This window comes from Streptomyces sp. NPDC002130 (assembly GCF_040296465.1).
GTDB lineage: Bacteria > Actinomycetota > Actinomycetes > Streptomycetales > Streptomycetaceae > Streptomyces.
On sequence record NZ_JBEOXI010000066.1, the window covers coordinates 21,032 to 36,674 of the forward strand.

General features: G+C 71.7%; 16 protein-coding genes and 1 pseudogene. 6 read left to right on the top strand and 11 right to left on the bottom strand.

Features of this window, described 5'->3' with window-relative positions:
• Positions 1-32: 32 nt before the first annotated feature.
• Entirely contained in the window at positions 33-1,262 is a 1,230-nt protein-coding gene (locus ABT116_RS15380) for a DUF6545 domain-containing protein (RefSeq protein WP_351632895.1), read from the bottom strand.
• The gene (locus ABT116_RS15385) at positions 1,259-1,870 is read right to left on the bottom strand and encodes a toxin-antitoxin system, toxin component family protein (RefSeq protein WP_351632898.1); all 612 of its coding nucleotides are present in this window, start codon (positions 1,868-1,870) and stop codon (positions 1,259-1,261) included. The genes ABT116_RS15380 and ABT116_RS15385 overlap by 4 nt, the downstream gene beginning before the upstream one ends.
• A gap of 302 nt (positions 1,871-2,172) precedes the next feature.
• Between ABT116_RS15385 and arfA the strand changes: the two genes are divergently transcribed.
• On the top strand, positions 2,173-3,684 hold the full coding sequence (arfA, locus tag ABT116_RS15390) for an arabinosylfuranosidase ArfA (protein WP_351632901.1): 1,512 nt from the start codon (positions 2,173-2,175) through the stop codon (positions 3,682-3,684).
• 9 nt (positions 3,685-3,693) lie between these two features.
• Here the strand turns inward: arfA and ABT116_RS15395 are convergent, their stop codons facing one another.
• The gene (locus tag ABT116_RS15395) at positions 3,694-4,800 is read right to left on the bottom strand and encodes a hypothetical protein (protein WP_351632902.1); all 1,107 of its coding nucleotides are present in this window, start codon (positions 4,798-4,800) and stop codon (positions 3,694-3,696) included.
• 90 nt (positions 4,801-4,890) lie between these two features.
• Positions 4,891-7,896: a glycoside hydrolase family 35 protein gene (locus tag ABT116_RS15400; RefSeq protein ID WP_351632905.1), complete on the bottom strand. Its 3,006-nt coding sequence runs from the start codon at positions 7,894-7,896 to the stop codon at positions 4,891-4,893.
• A gap of 131 nt (positions 7,897-8,027) precedes the next feature.
• Between ABT116_RS15400 and ABT116_RS15405 the strand changes: the two genes are divergently transcribed.
• Positions 8,028-8,486: an RrF2 family transcriptional regulator gene (locus ABT116_RS15405; RefSeq protein ID WP_351632908.1), complete on the top strand. Its 459-nt coding sequence runs from the start codon at positions 8,028-8,030 to the stop codon at positions 8,484-8,486.
• A 304-nt stretch (positions 8,487-8,790) separates the two neighbouring features.
• A complete protein-coding gene (locus ABT116_RS15410) occupies positions 8,791-9,444 on the top strand; it encodes a DUF4360 domain-containing protein (protein ID WP_351632911.1) in 654 nt (217 codons plus the stop codon).
• Between the two features lie 38 nt (positions 9,445-9,482).
• Here the strand turns inward: ABT116_RS15410 and ABT116_RS15415 are convergent, their stop codons facing one another.
• Positions 9,483-9,869, bottom strand: a complete 387-nt coding sequence (locus tag ABT116_RS15415; RefSeq protein ID WP_351632914.1) for a hypothetical protein — start codon at positions 9,867-9,869, stop codon at positions 9,483-9,485.
• Between the two features lie 32 nt (positions 9,870-9,901).
• Entirely contained in the window at positions 9,902-10,675 is a 774-nt protein-coding gene (locus tag ABT116_RS15420) for an alpha/beta fold hydrolase (protein WP_351632916.1), read from the bottom strand.
• A 59-nt stretch (positions 10,676-10,734) separates the two neighbouring features.
• Between ABT116_RS15420 and ABT116_RS15425 the strand changes: the two genes are divergently transcribed.
• Positions 10,735-11,283: a YciI family protein gene (locus ABT116_RS15425; RefSeq protein WP_351632917.1), complete on the top strand. Its 549-nt coding sequence runs from the start codon at positions 10,735-10,737 to the stop codon at positions 11,281-11,283.
• Between the two features lie 84 nt (positions 11,284-11,367).
• On the opposite strand, the gene ABT116_RS15430 is transcribed toward ABT116_RS15425, so the two are convergent.
• The 3 genes from ABT116_RS15430 to ABT116_RS15440 form a co-directional block, all read right to left on the bottom strand.
• Positions 11,368-12,147, bottom strand: a complete 780-nt coding sequence (locus ABT116_RS15430) for an intradiol ring-cleavage dioxygenase (protein WP_351632920.1) — start codon at positions 12,145-12,147, stop codon at positions 11,368-11,370.
• A 696-nt stretch (positions 12,148-12,843) separates the two neighbouring features.
• The gene (locus ABT116_RS15435; protein ID WP_351632923.1) at positions 12,844-13,026 is read right to left on the bottom strand and encodes a DUF397 domain-containing protein; all 183 of its coding nucleotides are present in this window, start codon (positions 13,024-13,026) and stop codon (positions 12,844-12,846) included.
• A complete protein-coding gene (locus ABT116_RS15440) occupies positions 13,023-13,871 on the bottom strand; it encodes a helix-turn-helix domain-containing protein (RefSeq protein WP_351632937.1) in 849 nt (282 codons plus the stop codon). Before ABT116_RS15440 ends, ABT116_RS15435 begins: the two co-directional genes overlap by 4 nt.
• A gap of 156 nt (positions 13,872-14,027) precedes the next feature.
• Here ABT116_RS15440 and ABT116_RS15445 point away from each other — a divergent pair, with 156 nt between their 5' ends.
• A complete protein-coding gene (locus ABT116_RS15445) occupies positions 14,028-14,444 on the top strand; it encodes an ATP-binding protein (protein ID WP_351632924.1) in 417 nt (138 codons plus the stop codon).
• A gap of 33 nt (positions 14,445-14,477) precedes the next feature.
• The gene (locus ABT116_RS15450) at positions 14,478-14,936 is read left to right on the top strand and encodes a PPOX class F420-dependent oxidoreductase (RefSeq protein ID WP_351632927.1); all 459 of its coding nucleotides are present in this window, start codon (positions 14,478-14,480) and stop codon (positions 14,934-14,936) included.
• A gap of 86 nt (positions 14,937-15,022) precedes the next feature.
• Here ABT116_RS15450 and ABT116_RS15455 read toward each other — a convergent pair whose 3' ends face one another.
• Complete coding sequence (locus ABT116_RS15455; RefSeq protein WP_502983871.1) at positions 15,023-15,529, bottom strand: hypothetical protein; 507 nt, start codon at positions 15,527-15,529, stop codon at positions 15,023-15,025.
• Positions 15,530-15,552: 23 nt separating this feature from the next.
• Positions 15,553-15,643 (bottom strand): annotated as a pseudogene (locus ABT116_RS50870) (TetR/AcrR family transcriptional regulator); the annotation flags it as partial.

The window sequence follows — 15,643 nt, forward strand, 5'->3', positions numbered from 1 at the left end:
GACACCCGAGAAGGCCGGGAGCCGGGCCGTGGTCAGCCGGTGAGCGACTTGCCGTCCGTGTGGTCACGCGCCAGGGCGCGGATCGCCCGGAGGTCCTCCGTGCGGCGCAGGGCCCGGGACACGGCGCCGATCTCGCGCAGCAGGTCCGTGGTGTCCCGGGCACCGGTGCCGTCGTCCTCCCGCGTCCGGTCCCTGGCGTCGGCCGCGTCCAGGATCGCCGCGGTGGCGGCGAGTGCCTTCGCCCGGTCGGGCGGGTGGCCGAGGGCGAGGGCGGCGTCGTGGAACCGTTGGCGCCGGTCCTCGTCGATGTGCCGGGCGAGCGGCAGCAGCACGTCGCGGATGAACGTCTCCCGGCGGACCAGCCGCAGCTCCGGCGTCGCGCGCAGCAGGAACGGGACCCCTTCGCCGTTGACCGTCCTCATCAGCAGGTACAGCGGCCGCAGTTCGTGGTGGGCGAGCCGGACGTGCCAGCGGCCGTGCAGGTACTGCCCGGCGTGCGGGAGGATGAAGCCGACCGCGATGAGCACGGCGGACAGGCAGGCCAGCGGCGGGGCGACGGCCGTGCTCAGCCAGTCCACGTCCCGCCCGGACCAACGGGCCACCACGGCGCTGATCTTGGCGGCGTCGAAGAGCAACTGCGCCGCGTAGCCCACGCCGAGGAACTTCAGCCCCCAGCGCAGCAGCGAGTCGAGCCCGTCCGTGCGGACCCAGTTCCAGATCAGCCCGTTGGTGACCAGCGCGGCCACGGTGTGCGCGAGCAGGTACAGCACGATCACCTCGCGCATGTACGGGGTGTTCGCGTAGTACGTGTCCAGATCCCGCAGCCGCTCCACCGGCACGTCGGCGAGAGCGAACAGCACCCACATCGCGACGATGACACCCGAATAGACCGCCACGACCCCGCGCATCGCGCGCCGGGTGCGGTCCGAGCGGTCGGACAGGCCGTTGCGCCAGGAGATGATCAGCAGCAGGCAGAAGGCGCAGAACGCGGTGAGCAGCGAGTAGACCCAGGGCCCGGAGAAGTTCGCCACCCCGGTGAGCCGGTTGACCCGGGCGATCGTCGACGGCGCCACGAAGACGAACACCGCGCAGGCGAGCAGCAGCAGCCCGCCGACCGCGCGCAGCATCGGATCCTTCCAGAGCCGGATGATGCTCGGCAGCTTGATGGCCAGGGCCGCGGCCAGGACCCCGGCGGGGATCCACCAGAAGTTCGGATAGAACTGGTTGACGAACTCGGCCGGGGTCAGCGCCACCGTCGTCACGGTGCCGCACCTCCTCGCGGCCCCCGGTAGTACAGCGAACGCTGCACGGGTTCGAGGGGTACGTCGGCCCCGCCTCCACCGGACAGCAGCGCCCGGCACCCCGCCGCCAGCCGGTGCCCGAAGGCATCGGCCTCGGCCTCGTCCCGCTCCCGGGAGCCGTTGCGGGCGGCCACCGCCAGCGCGGCGTCCTCCCATCCCGGCCGGTCGGCGAACGCGTGGGCCGCCGCCGCGCCCGCCCCGTGGTGATGCCCGTGCCCCGCGTGCAGATGCCACAGCTCGTGCCCGAGGATGACCAGCTGCTGCACGGCCTCGGCCCGTTCCTCGACGATGACGAGGTCGAAGTCCTGGAACTCCACCCACAGGCCGGTCACTTCTATCTCGTCCGGAAACCGCTCGAACCGCAGCTCCACGGGGCGTCCGCCGCGCCGCGCACTCATCTCCTCGCACAGCGCCCGGCACAGCGACCGTACGTCGGTGGGGCGCTGGGGTCTCTTCCGGACCGCGGTGGCGAGCTCGGCGGCCAGGCCGCGCATGGCTGAGCCACTGCGTGAGCGCCTGAGCGCGGCGGTGACTCGGGCGGCCCTGACCCGCGCGCCCGCGATGTCCATCGCTCCCCCTTCTCGGCGCCGGCCGAGGCCTGCCGGCGCGTCCGAGACTACGCGCCCGAAAGTGTGCGCGTCATGCGATCCGACGGCCGATGTTCACCGGAGAACGGCCGTTCCTGCCTGGAATGTCCCGCCACGGCCGAGCCGGACCATTGACGCGTCGGCGCTTCGAATTTACGGTCCCGTTCGAGGTAACGAGCGCGATCCGAAATACCGAACCCCAAGGACGCGGAGAACTGCGCGACCAGCCCCCCACGCCGCCGCCGTCGCGACCGAACCCGCACCACCCACCCCGAAAGGCGACCATGCACACCGCCCGCTTCACCTTGGACCCCGCTTTCACGGTCGGCGAGGTCAGCCCTCGCCTCTTCGGCAGCTTCGTGGAACACCTCGGCCGCTGCGTCTACACCGGCGTCTTCGAACCGGACCACCCCACCGCCGACGACAAGGGCCTGCGCCAGGACGTCCTGGAACTCGTCCGCGAACTCGGCGTCACAGCCGTCCGCTACCCCGGCGGCAACTTCGTCTCCGGCTACAAGTGGGAGGACTCCGTCGGCCCCGCCGAGGACCGCCCCCGCCGCCTCGACCTCGCCTGGCACTCGACGGAGTCCAACCGCTTCGGTCTCTCCGAGTACATCGACTTCCTGCGCAAGATCGGCCCCCAGGCCGAGCCGATGATGGCCGTCAACCTCGGCACGCGCGGCGTCGCCGAGGCCCTCGAACTCCAGGAGTACGCCAACCACGCCGCGGGCACCGCCCTGTCCGACCTGCGCGTCTCCCACGGCGACAAGGACCCCTTCGGCATCCGGCTGTGGTGCCTCGGCAACGAGATGGACGGCCCCTGGCAGACCGGCCACAAGACGGCCGAGGAGTACGGCCGCCTCGCCGCAGAGACCGCCCGGGCCATGCGCCAGATGGACCCCGGCGTCGAACTCGTCGCGTGCGGCTCCTCCAGCCAGTCCATGCCGACCTTCGCCGAGTGGGAGGCGACGGTCCTGAAGGAGACGTACGACCTCGTCGACTACATCTCGCTGCACGCCTACTACTGGCCCGAGGACGGCGACGTCGACTCCTTCCTCGCGTCCGCCGTGGACATGGAGTCCTTCATCGACAACGTCGTCGCGACCGCCGACCACGTGGGCGCCCGGCTGAAGTCGAAGAAGCGGATCAACCTCTCCTTCGACGAGTGGAACGTCTGGTACATCTCGGAGTGGCACGAGATCGAGAACTCCGGCGCGCGGAGCTGGGCCGAGGCCCCCCGACTCCTGGAGAACAACTACAGCGTCATGGACGCCGTCGTCTTCGGCTCGCTCCTCATCGCCCTGCTCCGGCACGCCGACCGCGTCACGGTCGCCTGCCTCGCCCAGCTCGTCAACGTCATCGCGCCGATCATGACCGAGCCCGGCGGCCCGGCCTGGCGGCAGACCACGTTCTTCCCCTTCGCCCAAGCCGCGCGGTACGGCCGCGGCCAGGTCCTGGACGTCCGCGTGGACTCCCCGACGTACGAGACGAAGAAGTACGGCGAGACCGACCTCCTGCACGCCACCGCCGTGCGCGCCGAGGACGGCACCGTCACCGTCTTCGCCGTCAACCGCAGCCGCACCGACGCCCTGCCCCTCGAAGTCGCCCTGTCCGCCCTCGACCTGACGCGGGTCGTCGAGCACAGCGCCCTCGCGGACGCCGACCCCGACGCCCGCAACACCCTCGACGAACCCGAGCGGGTCGCCCCCCACCCGGTCGACGGCACGGCCCTCCGGGACGGCACGCTCAGCGCCGTCCTGGAGCCGCTGTCCTGGAACGTGATCCGGCTGGCGTGATGGTCCCGGTCAGCGTTCGATGCGCGGCTGGGCGGTCGTGGACGGCATCGTCGCCGTCGAGCCGACCGCCCAGTAGCCGCCCGAACTCGGCACGGAGGCAAGGGAGTTGACGACCACGGGGGTCGTGGCAAGCGGCCCCCGCTCGCTCACCCAGGCCGTGCCGTCCCAGCGCAGGTAGTGCGCCCGGGTCTGGTCCCAGAAGTCCCAGCCCGCGATGCGGTCGGGACGGCCCTGCGCGTCGCCCACGATGCCGGTGAGGACTCCGACGCCGAAGGGTGCGGTGACGTACTCCCAACCGGTGCCGTCCCCGTGCAGCAGCCGTACACCGGGAGGCTTGCCGGGCGGGCCGCCGACGCCGTAGTCGTAGCCCGTCATCCAGATGTCGTCGCGGGTGACCGGAAGCAGCCCGGTGAAGCCTGCACGGATGCCGCCCGGCGCCGGCAACACGGTCCAGGAGTCACCGTCCCAGCGGGCGACCAGCTCGCCGCCGTAGACCCAGATGTCCCCGCAGGGCGCGCGCTGCACGCCCGAGGGGGCGACGGTGGTGGTGGCCGGGGGCGCCTCCAGCCAGGTCCAGACACCCTTGTGGCCGTGCAGCAGCACCGAGCCGGCGCTGTTCCGCCCGGAGACCCACACGTGACCCCGGGGGCCGGTCGCGACCCCGGCGAGGGAGGTACCGGCCGCCCCGCGCCCGGGGAAGTCGACCTCCCGCCAGGCCGGTCCGTTCCAGGCCAGGAGCCGGGCGGTGCCGGAGGTGTCGGTGCCGACGGCCCAGGCGGAACCTTCCGTCGTGGCGGCGACCGAGCCGAGGTAGCCGGGGAAGCCGGGGACGGTGCGCCTCCACGCCGTGCCGTCCCATACGAGCGCCAGCGCCGTCCCCCTCACGCTGCCGTAGCGCCCCTCCTCACCCACCGCCCAGGCGAGGTCCGGACCTGCGGCCGCCACGTCCAGCAACTGGGCCGCCGGGGTGGCCTCCGGGGCGGTGACCGCCTCCCACTCGCGGGGCGTGTCGCCCCTCCGGCCGGACGCGGCGCCCGCCGGCCCGACGCCCGCCGAGGCGAGTCCGAGACTGGCCCCGGCACCGGCTAACCCGCTGATGAAGCGCCTTCTTCGCACGAGGTGCCCCTCCCTGTCGGCAGCGCTGAAGGGTCAACACGGTGGACCAGCGTGCCGCAGAAGGCAATGCGCGAGGACGGCTCGATCAGGTCACACCGGTTCGACGGGCACCCCTCCGGCCGCCGCGCCCAGCAGCGTCAGCCGTACGTCCCCGGGCCCGGACGGTGTGGTCCCGTCGGACAACACCGCCAACGCCAGTGTGTTGGCACCACGTGTGCGCAGGATCCCGTTCGGCAGCACGAAGGTGTGCTGCGGGCCTACGTCGTTGATGTACTGGCCCATGTTCCAGCCGTTGAGGAAGATCTGGACACGGTAGGCGCGGCCCGGGTCGTCGTCGAGGACGAGCCCGACCGAGGCGTCCACGCCCGGGTCGACGTCCAGCCGGAAGTCCGTCCGGTACCAGGTGACGCCCTGCCGCCGCTCCGACCGGGGAAGCTCGGCGTCCTTCCAGTCCCCGTCGTCGTACTCGGGCAGATGCCAGCCCTCGCGCTCCCCGTGCAGCCCGCCGTTGTTCATCGGACCGCGCACGGGGTCCGGCGTGGCGGCGCCCTGGATACGCCACTTCACCTCGGGGGAGTCGCCCTCGAAGGTGACGGCGGTGAGACCGCGCGCCGCCTTGTGCGTGTCGAGCGCCTCGCCGTCCATGTCGTGCTGCATCCGCCGCACGAGCACGGACAGCACGTGCCGCTGCTCCCGGCTCTCCTCCGGGGTCTCCTGGTCTTCTTCCCGGCTCTCCGTACGGAACTTCTCCCGCAGCTTCTCCGGCAGCTCGAAGCGGGCCTTCGCGGTCCACGTCCCCTGCCGTGCCCGGTCCCGGTCCGGCACCGGCATCCGGTGCGTGCCCAGCGGCTCGCCGTCCAGCCAGGCCATCAGCAGGCCCTGCGTGCCCGTGCTGTAGGCGAGGGACACGGACGCGATGTCGTCGTCGCCGCTCCACTCGCCGCGGTACCAGACGTCGCCGTAGTGGAAGCCGTAGTCGTCGGCGAACAGGACGGGCTGCCCGTCGGGCACGGGCGTGCTGCTGAAGGTCGTCTCCTTGTCGGCCGTCGTCCAGTCGGAGTCGTCGAAGTCCGGCTCGGACTCCGGGTTCCCGGCCCGCCGCCGCCAGCCCTCCAGGGCGGGCAGGGCGGGCCGGGCAACCCCGGGCAGTGGCCGCAGCGCCAGCAGGCTGCCGGAGGCGCTGATCCGGGTGGCGACCGGGCGCCCGTTCCAGGTGACGTGGGTGATCCCGCGCGGCCCCCACACCTCCAGGCCGGTCTGCACGGTGGTGTCGCCGGTGAGGTGGACCGTCGAGCCGCGCAGCTCGGCCGACCGCAGCAGGGCGGGGCCGTAGACGAGGAGCGGGCCGGACGGGGTCTCGTAGGGCCACAGCCGCAGGGCGGTGGCGTCGTCGGCGAACAGCACCAGCATCGGGGTGTCCACACCGTCGCCCTCGACCCGCACCCGGCTCAGCCCTCCGGAGCCGAGCGGGGCCGTGATGTTCAGCTTGCCCAGGTTGTAGGCCCAGGCGGGCTCCGGGTCCAGCCGCATGGGCGTCGGCTCGTCCGCGCACTCCAGGACGACCTGGGCCATCTCGCCCCGGCGGCCCGCGAACACGGCGATGTCCTGCCGTCCGGCGGTCAGGCTCACCATGGGCTGCACGGTGGAGTGCACCAGCGTCCGCTTCCCGAGCTTCAGACCGGCGGCGATCAGCTTGGCGTCCCGGGCCGGCACGGTGACCGGCACGTCGATCCCGGCGTCCGGCAGCGTCGCGTTGAGGGCCTCGCCGGTGTCGTTGCGCAGGACGTAGACGTGGGCCCCGGTGTCGGGGTTGATCAGGTGGTAGACCTTCATCCGCTCGTCGGACGCCCGCACCGGCTTCGCCCGGCGCAGCTTGGCGAGGTCGGGCACGGACCGCAGCAACTGCCCGATCTGGTGCATCGGGGCGAGCTTCGGGGTGGCGTTGCGGGCCTCGTCGAACGCGGCGCCGTAGTCGTACGAGGTGTAGACCGCCGGCGCGGGCAGCCAGCCCCAGGAGGTGCCGCCGAACGTCATGTAGACGTTGTGCAGCGTGATGCCGTTGGCGAGGTTGGTGAGGTAGAAACGCCGCTCGTACGCCGCGTCCCGGGTCCGGCGCGCCTCGGCGTACCCCTTGCCGTCGAACGTGGACCCGCCCCATGGGTCGAACCAGCCGCCGCCGAACTCGGGCACGAATCCGGGCGTGTGCGGACTGGCCGTCGCCCCGCCCTTCTTGCCGCCGGCCCCGAACGCCCCCCAGTCCGGCGGCACCTGGTCCGGCTCCGGGTATCCGTCGAACCCGTACAGCCAGCGCCCCTTCTCCCCGCCGGTGCCGAACGACCCCGGTGTCCAGGCGCCGTTGCGCCCCTTGTCGTTGTGGAACAGCGGCACGTCGATGCCGTCGGCGCGGACCTTCTCGTACAGGTAGGACATGTAGGCGCGCCCGGACGGCTCGTCGATGTGCGCGTCGTACTCGTTCTCGATCTGGTAGAGCAGCACCGTGCCCGTGCCCCGGGTGAACAGGCGCTTGGCCACGATCGCGTTGACCGCGGTCAGCCACTCGTCGACATAGCGCAGATAGGTCGGGTCGGAGGTCCGGGCCCGGCCCTCGGTGGCGGTCAGCCAGCCGGGGAAGCCGCCGGCGTCGACCTCCGCGTTGATGTAGGGCCCGGGGCGCAGGATGACGTACATCCCCGTCTCGGCGGCCGTCCGCAGGAACAGGTCCAGGTCGCGCACGCCGGTGAAGTCGTAGCGGCCGGGTGCGGAGGAGTGGTGATTCCAGGCGACGTACACGCTGACGGCGTTGTAGCCGTGCGCACGCATCTTCTCCAGCACGTCCCGCCACAGCGAGGGGCTCGGCAGCCGGAAGGGGTGCAGCTCGCCCGACCACAGCACCAGGCGACGGCCGTCGACGATCAGCGAGTAGTGGTCGAAGCCGATGTCGTGCGGCCGGCCGTCCGCGCTCGGCACCGGGGGCGGCGGGCCGGTGGGCGCGGTGCGTGCCGGGTTGGCGGAGGTCGGCGACCCGCTGCCGGTCAGCGCGAAGCCGAGCGCCGCCGTGCCGGCCAGAGCGTGGAAGGTACGCCTGCTGAGCTCCAAGGGAGCGCCTCCTGTTGTGCCTTGCGATACGTGGTGCGAGGTGCGTGTGCTTGTCGTACGGGGTGGGTGTGCTCGATGTGGTGCGGGGTGCGTGTGCTCAATGTCTACAGGGTGACGGCGACAATGGTCCTATGAGGATCTCGGCACGTGCGGACTACGCGGTACGAGCGGTCGTGGAGCTGGCCGCCCGGCAGGGGGAGGGGTCGGTCAAGGCGGAGGCCGTCGCCACCGCGCAGGACATCCCCCACAAGTTCCTGGAGGGGATCCTCGGCGATCTGCGCCGGGGCGGTGTCGTCGACAGCCGGCGCGGCGGGGGCGGCGGCTACCGGCTGGCCCGGGAGGCCGCGGAGATCACGGTCGCGGATGTGATCCGCGCCGTGGACGGGCCGATCGTCTCGGTGCGCGGCGAACGGCCGACCGGCCTCGCCTACTCCGGCACCGCCGAGCCGCTGCTGCCGCTGTGGATCGCTCTGCGGGCCAACGTGCGCAGGATTCTGGAGGGTGTGACGGTCGCCGACCTCGCGGCCGGGGCGCTGCCCGAGCCGGTGGAGCGGCTGGCGGCGGAACCGGCGGCCTGGGAGAACCCCTGAGGGGCGGCGGCCGGACGCGGCGCTGTGCGTGATCCTCATTCCGTCCTCGGGATGTCCTCGGGCTGACGCACTGGTGCAACGCACCCTATGCGCCCACCGGCATCCCGGGTGAATTCCCGCCATTGTGAATGGCCGGAGAGCTACCTGGCCCGCCCCTGCCGCCCTGCGTACGATGCGACCGCTCCCGCTCTTCACATCCCCTTCATGGAATGGTCACAGGCCGGGGGTGCATGTGCCTGTCTCTTTGACATGTGCATGTTCAATCACTGTCACGATCCACCCCCCACGAACGGATGGGAGAACCATGGCCGGTGGCCTGCTCCTGAGCGGTGCGGTAGCCGCGCTCCTCACCAGCGCACTTCCCGCACAAACCCCGTCCTCCGGGTTCGACGACCCGCCCCCGGACAAGATCATCATCCAGGTCGCCACGGTGAACGGCTCCGGCTGCCCGCAGGGCACGGCGGCGGTCGCCGTCTCCGAGGACAACACCGCCTTCACGGTGACCTACAGCGACTACCTCGCCCAGGCCGGCGGGAACTCCGACCCGACCGCGTTCCGCAGGAACTGCCAGCTCAACCTGAAGGTCCACGTCCCCGGCGGCTTCACCTACGCCATCGCGAGCGCGGACTACCGGGGATTCGCCTCCCTCCAGCGGGGTGCGAGCGCCACCCAGCGGGCCTCGTACTACTTCCAGGGCTCGCCCAGCACGGTGTCCAAGAACCACCCCTTCAGCGGCCCCCTCAACGACAACTGGCAGGCCACCGACGAGACCGACTGGGCCCAGCTGGTCTACGCGCCCTGCGGAGTCCAGCGCAACTTCAACATCAACACCGAGATCCGCGTCAACGCCGGCACCCAGTCGGCCGACAAGGTCAGCTTCATGACGATGGACTCCACGGACGGGGACATCAGCACGGTGTACCACCTGGCGTGGAAGGAGTGCCCGAAGAAGTCGTGACGTGCTGACGGGCGGCCCGCCGACCGGCGGGCCGCCCCTCAGCGGCGTCCCGTACCGGCCCCGGCCAGTCCCGCCCCGGCCAGTACGTAGGCGGCGAGGGCGTGCAGCGGCATGAACCCGCCCGGGCGGTCGATCTCGTCCATGAAGGACAGGGAGAGCAGCGCCCAGAGCAGCCCGCCGCCGACCATCAGCGTGGTGTTGCCGTTCTCCCGCATGGCGCGCATCCCCGCACCCAGCAGGAGGGGCATGAGAGCCCACACGGAGGCCGTGGTCACCAGCCACTCGAAAGCGCCGGCGAATATCGTCGCCTCGCCCGTCGCCGCTTTGCCGCGGGACCAGGCGTAGCCGGCGGTCATCAGGGCGTGACAGACGGCGGTGGCGGCGGTGACGCTGATGGCGCCTTTGACGAGCCGTACGTACCGCAAGGCGGGGATCCTCGTCCTTCGGTGAAAGCCGGTCAGTCCTCGGGCGCGAGCGCTGCCGCTGTGGCCTCCACGAAGGCCTCCCGGTTGTCCAGCATGATGTTGTGGCCGCAGCCGGGGATCGCGACGACGGACACTCCGGCCTCGATGAGGGCGTCGGTCCCGGGAAGCGGGCCGTCGGACTCGGGAAGCAGGAATGCGCGGGGGATCTTCAGCTCCAGCAACAGCTCCCGCATCGTGGGGGTCGTGCCGCGGGTGAGGTGGAACGCACTGCGGTGCAGGGCCTCGCGGCCGGCCAGGCGCATCGTGGACCACCAGTGGGGACCGACCCGGTCGCGGACCTCCTCCCAGCCGCCCGTCACGAACTCCTCCTCGGAGTAGGCGGCGATACCGCTGCTGCCCGAGGAGCCGGGGGCGCGCGGGATGGGGTCGAGGTTGGCGTCGACGAGCACCAGGCGGGAGACCAGCCGGGGATGGCGGGCCGCCAGGACGATCGCCACGGATCCGCCCATGCTGTGGGCGACCAGCTCGGCTGCGCCGACGCCCGCGGCCGTCAGTGCGCCGGCGAGCGCGTCGGCATGGGACTCCAGGGTGTAGTCGAAGTGCGCCGGGCGGTCGCTGATGCCGTGGCCCAGCAGGTCGATCAGCAGCGAACGGCGTCCGGCCAGGCGCGGATCGACCGCGACTTCCGTGAAGTAGGCGGGCGAGGTGGCGCCCAGCCCGTGCACGTAGACGCGCGCGGGCTCCTGCCCCGGCAGTTCGACCCAGCGGATTCGATCGCCCTCGGGCGTTACGGCGGCGCTGCGCACGGTCGGTGTCCCCCGGGTGTGACGTCGGTGTCGGTGGACGGTCAACAGTAGTCTGCGGCATGGAGTTCTTCTGCTATCACCGCGACCGGCCCGGCTCCCTGCCGCTGCGCGAGGAGCTGGGGGAGGCGCACTGGGCCTACATGGACCGGTACGAGGCGGAGTTGATCGCCCGCGGACCGACCTTCGCCGCCGACGGGGAGACGCCGAGCGGCAGCGTTCACATCGTCGACCTGCCGGACCCCGCAGCCGCCCGCGCGTTCGCCTTCGACGAGCCCAACTACCAGGCCGGGGCGTACCGGGACGTGCTGCTGCGGCGGTGGCGCAACCTGCTGGGCCGCACCATGTGGGACTACCCCGGCGGCCGTACGGGCGGCCACCGCTTCCTCGTACTCGGCCTTGGCGACGGTCCGGCCGCCGACCTCGACGTACCGCCCGGCCGCGACGAACTGATCGCGTACGGGCCGCTGCTGTCCGACGACGGTGCCGTGTGGCTGGGCACGGCGGCGCTGGTGCGGGCGCCGGACGCGGAGGCGGCGCGTGCCGTGCTGACCCGGGAGAGGTACGCCGACGTCGAGGTGCACGACTGGGAGTTCGGCGGACGCCGGTGAGGCGTGGAGCGGGCCGGGGGTGGCGGGACGGGGGCCGCTCGGTGTACGAGGGGCCCCCGCGTTACGCGCCGGGTGTGACCGGCGTCAGCCCTGTTCCACGCCCAGGGTCAGCGTGCCCGCGTAGCCGGCGGACGTCGTGCTGCCGAGCGGGGTGAGGGTGAGCAGGCCCGAGGCCGCGCCTCCGTCGTCGTAGATCGAGTCCTGGGCCAGGGTGGTGCGCGGGACCGTGTTGACCTTGTACGTGGAGAGTGCCGCGACTCTGGTCGTGATCGTCTCGGCGAAGAAGAGCTGGCCGGTGTGGAGTTCCCGGCCGCCGGTGAAGGAGCCGTCGGGGGTCAGGGTCACGTTGGTGTGGACCTTGATGTGGATGTGCACGCAGCGGCCCCGGTACCAGCCGGGGTAGACGGTGGTGATCGCCGCGACTCCGCGCGCGTCGGTGAGGACGCCGCCGCGCAGGAACGTGCCGTTGTCCGGTTCGTCGTGGCCGTTGTCGCCCACGAAGCCGGAGTACTCGCCGAGCGCGTCGGCGTGCCAGAGCTCCACCAGGGCGTTCTTGAGCGGGGCGCAGGTGTCGTCGTCGACGACCGTCAGCGTCAGCTTCAGGGGGATGCCGGTCTTGTCCTCCCGGATGTCGGAGCGGACGTACTGGCCGTCGAGGTGGTAGGGGCCTTCGGTCAGCTCCTTCGTCAGGGTGCAGACGGCTGCGGCGGCGACGGGGGCGGTGGCGCCGGTCTCCCGGGTGCCGTGGTCGGCCGAGGTGACGGCAGTCCCGACGGCCAGCGTGGCGGCGGTGGCGCCGGTGGCCAGCAGGACGGTACGGCGTCCGATGGGCGTGTCGGGGTGTTTCTTCGAAGTGTCTGTCATGGACACGGCAGAGTAGAGGCGAATTCTGTTCGTGAGCTGTGAGTTCGGCAAAGTGCTGCGACGTCAAGTATCTGACCAGACAGGTAATTTGCGGGTCCTGCTGGGGCCGCCCGCTTCTTTGCAGTGCCGTGCTTCCACGGCCTGCATCAAGGGCGCTGCGCGTCGCCTTCGGCGATGGCCCTTCGGGCCACCCTTGACCCAGTCCCTTCCAGCACGGGAGAGAAGCGAGCGAGCGGCCAGGGAGAACGGGTGGCCAGGGACATCAGGCCCTCTGGTGGGTGGCGCGGTCGCCCGGCGTCGAGGAACGCACCGGCGGAGTGGCGGCCCGCCGAGCGAGTCCAGCGGCCTGCGTGCCGTCAGCAGCGGCGCATCCGCATGGGATGGGCACGCCGGGTGGGCTCAGCGACTGACAGCCGCCGACCGCACCAGGGCCGTCATCCCTAGAAGGATGGGGCGGCTTCTCTGGTGTTAAGAGCGGATGGGCCAAAAGCGGCAGCGGGTTGGCTGGTGAGGGTCGGGTGGCGTGACCCAAACGCTCCGCACACTCCGCCCTTCCCCCTCCCCACCGTTCGCCGCTGAGCCCGCCCGGCGTGCTTGCGAGGCGCGGCCGCGCTGCCCCGTCGCCGAGCGGCCGCACAGGGAGCTGCAGGGCCCGCCGCCCTTGGCACCCGCCTTTCCGGGCGGCCCCGACCGTTGCTACTTGGCGGCGTGGGTGAGGAAGGCCGCCCAAGTGGTGGGGGAGAGGGTGAGCTGGGGGCCCTGCTTGTTCTTCGAGTCTCGGATGTGGACGGCTTCGGGGCAGGTGGCTATTTCGACGCAGTCGCCGTCGCCGCCGCTGCTGTGGCTGGACTTGCGCCAGATCAGGTCCGCCGTGCTCATAGCTCTCCTCGCATCTGCTTCAACAGGCTTACGGAGTCTGCAAGGCAGAGAGCCTGTGACCGCATCCTGGCATAACGCCTCTGAAGAACGCTGAGCTCTTTCGGGTCGGAAATGAAGAGGCCGCCGCGCTGCCCTTCGCAGTAGGCGAACCACCTGTTCTCGGGCGTTTCCAACAGCTGCATGGGGCCGTCCAGTCCGGCATGCGTCACCTGCACGATCGGCATGATCTGGATCTCGACGTTTCGCAGCGTGGCGATGTCCAGTACATGATCGATGAGCTCCCTCGTGACCTCATTCCCGCCCATGTGTCGCCGGAGCAGGTGCTCCTCCAGCAGGAAGCTGAACGCCGTGTTGGGTCGTCCCCTCAGCAGGCGTTGCCGCTCCGCCCTGGCAACCCACTGCGCCTCGATCTGATCGTCGTCCAGGGGAGGGAGCTGGTGCCTGAAGAGCGTTCGGGCGTAGGCCTCGGTCTGCAACAGACCCGGGATCAGTCGGCACTCGTACGTATACAGCGTGATCGCCGTCTGCTCCAGCCCGGCCCACCGCCGAAACCAAGCCGCCAACCCCGGCTGCCTCTCCAGGCACCCCGCTGCCTTCCGTAACGCCCCCGTCCTGCCGAACACCTCCTCCGCCCGCTCCACGAAGACCGGATCCGGCATCCGCCTCCCCAACTCCACGGAAGCCACCGTGTGTTTGGAGAACCGCACCAGCTCGCCGAACTCCTCCCGGCTCAACCCCGCGTGCTCGCGCAAGCCCTGGACCACCGCCCCGAACGTGCGCAGGCTGTCCGAGGACTCCGGCTCGCCGCCCGTTCCCGCCCCGCCACGCCATCGACCACAGTCGATCACCTCCCGCGTGTCATGGTTACGGCACGTCACCAGTACTGTCCAGTCAGTGACCGCGTACGCTGCACCGGCGTACGCGGCTCCGACCTCGCACGGAGGGGTCCCGGCGCGGGAAATTGGCCGTATGACAGCACCTGCCACTCCCCAACCGTCCGTGTGTTCGCGCAGCGCCTGAGTGCTACTCCTCGCGGTGCTCGTCTGGCCCGGCACCTGGCCGTCGCACAGCTGCACACCTGGGGCATCCGCTACGGCACGGACACCTCCGACGCCGTCGCCCTTGTCGTCGCCGAGCTGGCCGCCAATGCCGTGACGCACGGACGCGTACCGGGCAGGGACTTCGAGCTGCGGCTGTCGCTCATCGGTGGCAGCGTCCGGGTCGAGGTGACCGACACACACACCGGGCCGCCCGGCCTGCCGGGGCAGGACGAGGTCGAACCACCGGGCTCGCTCGAGGGACACGGCCGGGGGCTGGTCCTCGTCGCCGCGCTCGCCGACCGGTGGGAGGTCCTGGAGCGGAAGCCGGCGCCCGGCAAGACGGTACGCGCCGAGGTCGGGCTTTCCCCGGCACCTTGAAATAATGCTGATCACAACGGAGTTGGCGATGGCATGACTCAGAGACCGGCGCCCCGCCTCCTGTCCGACGCAGCCCTCTCCGACCTGCTGGGTGCGCAGCAGTTCGGCACGCTCGCCACCGTCAAGCGCAGCGGCCACCCCCACCTGACCACCATGGTGTACAGCTGGGACGCCGCTTCCCGCACGGTGCGGTTCTCGACGACGGCCGACCGCGTCAAGGTCAAGCACCTGCGCCGCGAACCGCGTGCGGCACTGCATGTGCAGGGCGCGGACGTCTGGTCGTTCGCCGTCGCCGAGGGCGAGGCCGAGGTCTCCGAGGTCACGGCAGTTCCCGGCGACCCGGTCGGCCGGGAGCTGCTCGCGATGATCCCTGCGGGCGCCGAACCGGAGGACGAGGACGCCTTCCTCCGGCAACTGGTCGACGAGCGGCGGGTCGTCATCAGACTGAGGGTGGACCGGCTGTACGGAACCGCGCTCGACATAGAGGGATAGGGCTGCGGCGCGCTGAGCGCATGAGGCGGGTGCCGTCGCCGTCCGAGCACCCCGGCACGGCCTCGGACCGGCGCGACAGAGGGGTGCTACCCCGCCTGCCCCATCCCCGCCGCGTTGGGCCAGCTCTGCGCGGCGGGCCACCCCGTGGCCGGAGCCGGCGTCAGCCCGTTCGTGCCCCGCACCTGCGCGGCCGTCAGGCCACCCCGGGCCGGGACACCGGGCGGCGTGGGGCCGGTGAACGGGGCGGACATGGGCGTCGGTGCCGGCGTCGGCATGGGGGCGGGGACCGGCGCCGGGGCCTGGGCCGCGGGCGCCAGCGGCGGGGCCGGAGCGGCCATCGGCTGCGGCGCGGGCTGCGGCACCGGCTGCGGCATCTGGGGCTGGGGTATCTGGGGCTGGGGTATCCGGGGTTGGGGTATCTGGGGCTGCGGCATCTGGGCCGCGGCCGGCATCGGCATCCCGCCGCCCGCACCCGCCGGTACGGCGGACGCGGCGGCGGGGAGCGGCATGCCGATGCCGGTGGCCGGAGTGGGCGCCGGGGCGGGAGCCGGGGCAGCGGCCGCCGGGGCGGCGACGAGTCCCTGCCCACCCACACTCGCGGCCGCCGGAGCAGGGGCGCGACGAGTTCCGCGGGGTCGTCGATCCCGGTCAGCCGCTCGTCGAAGGTCTGGCCGAACTCCTCCAGGGCGTCCGTCACCGCCGCCTCG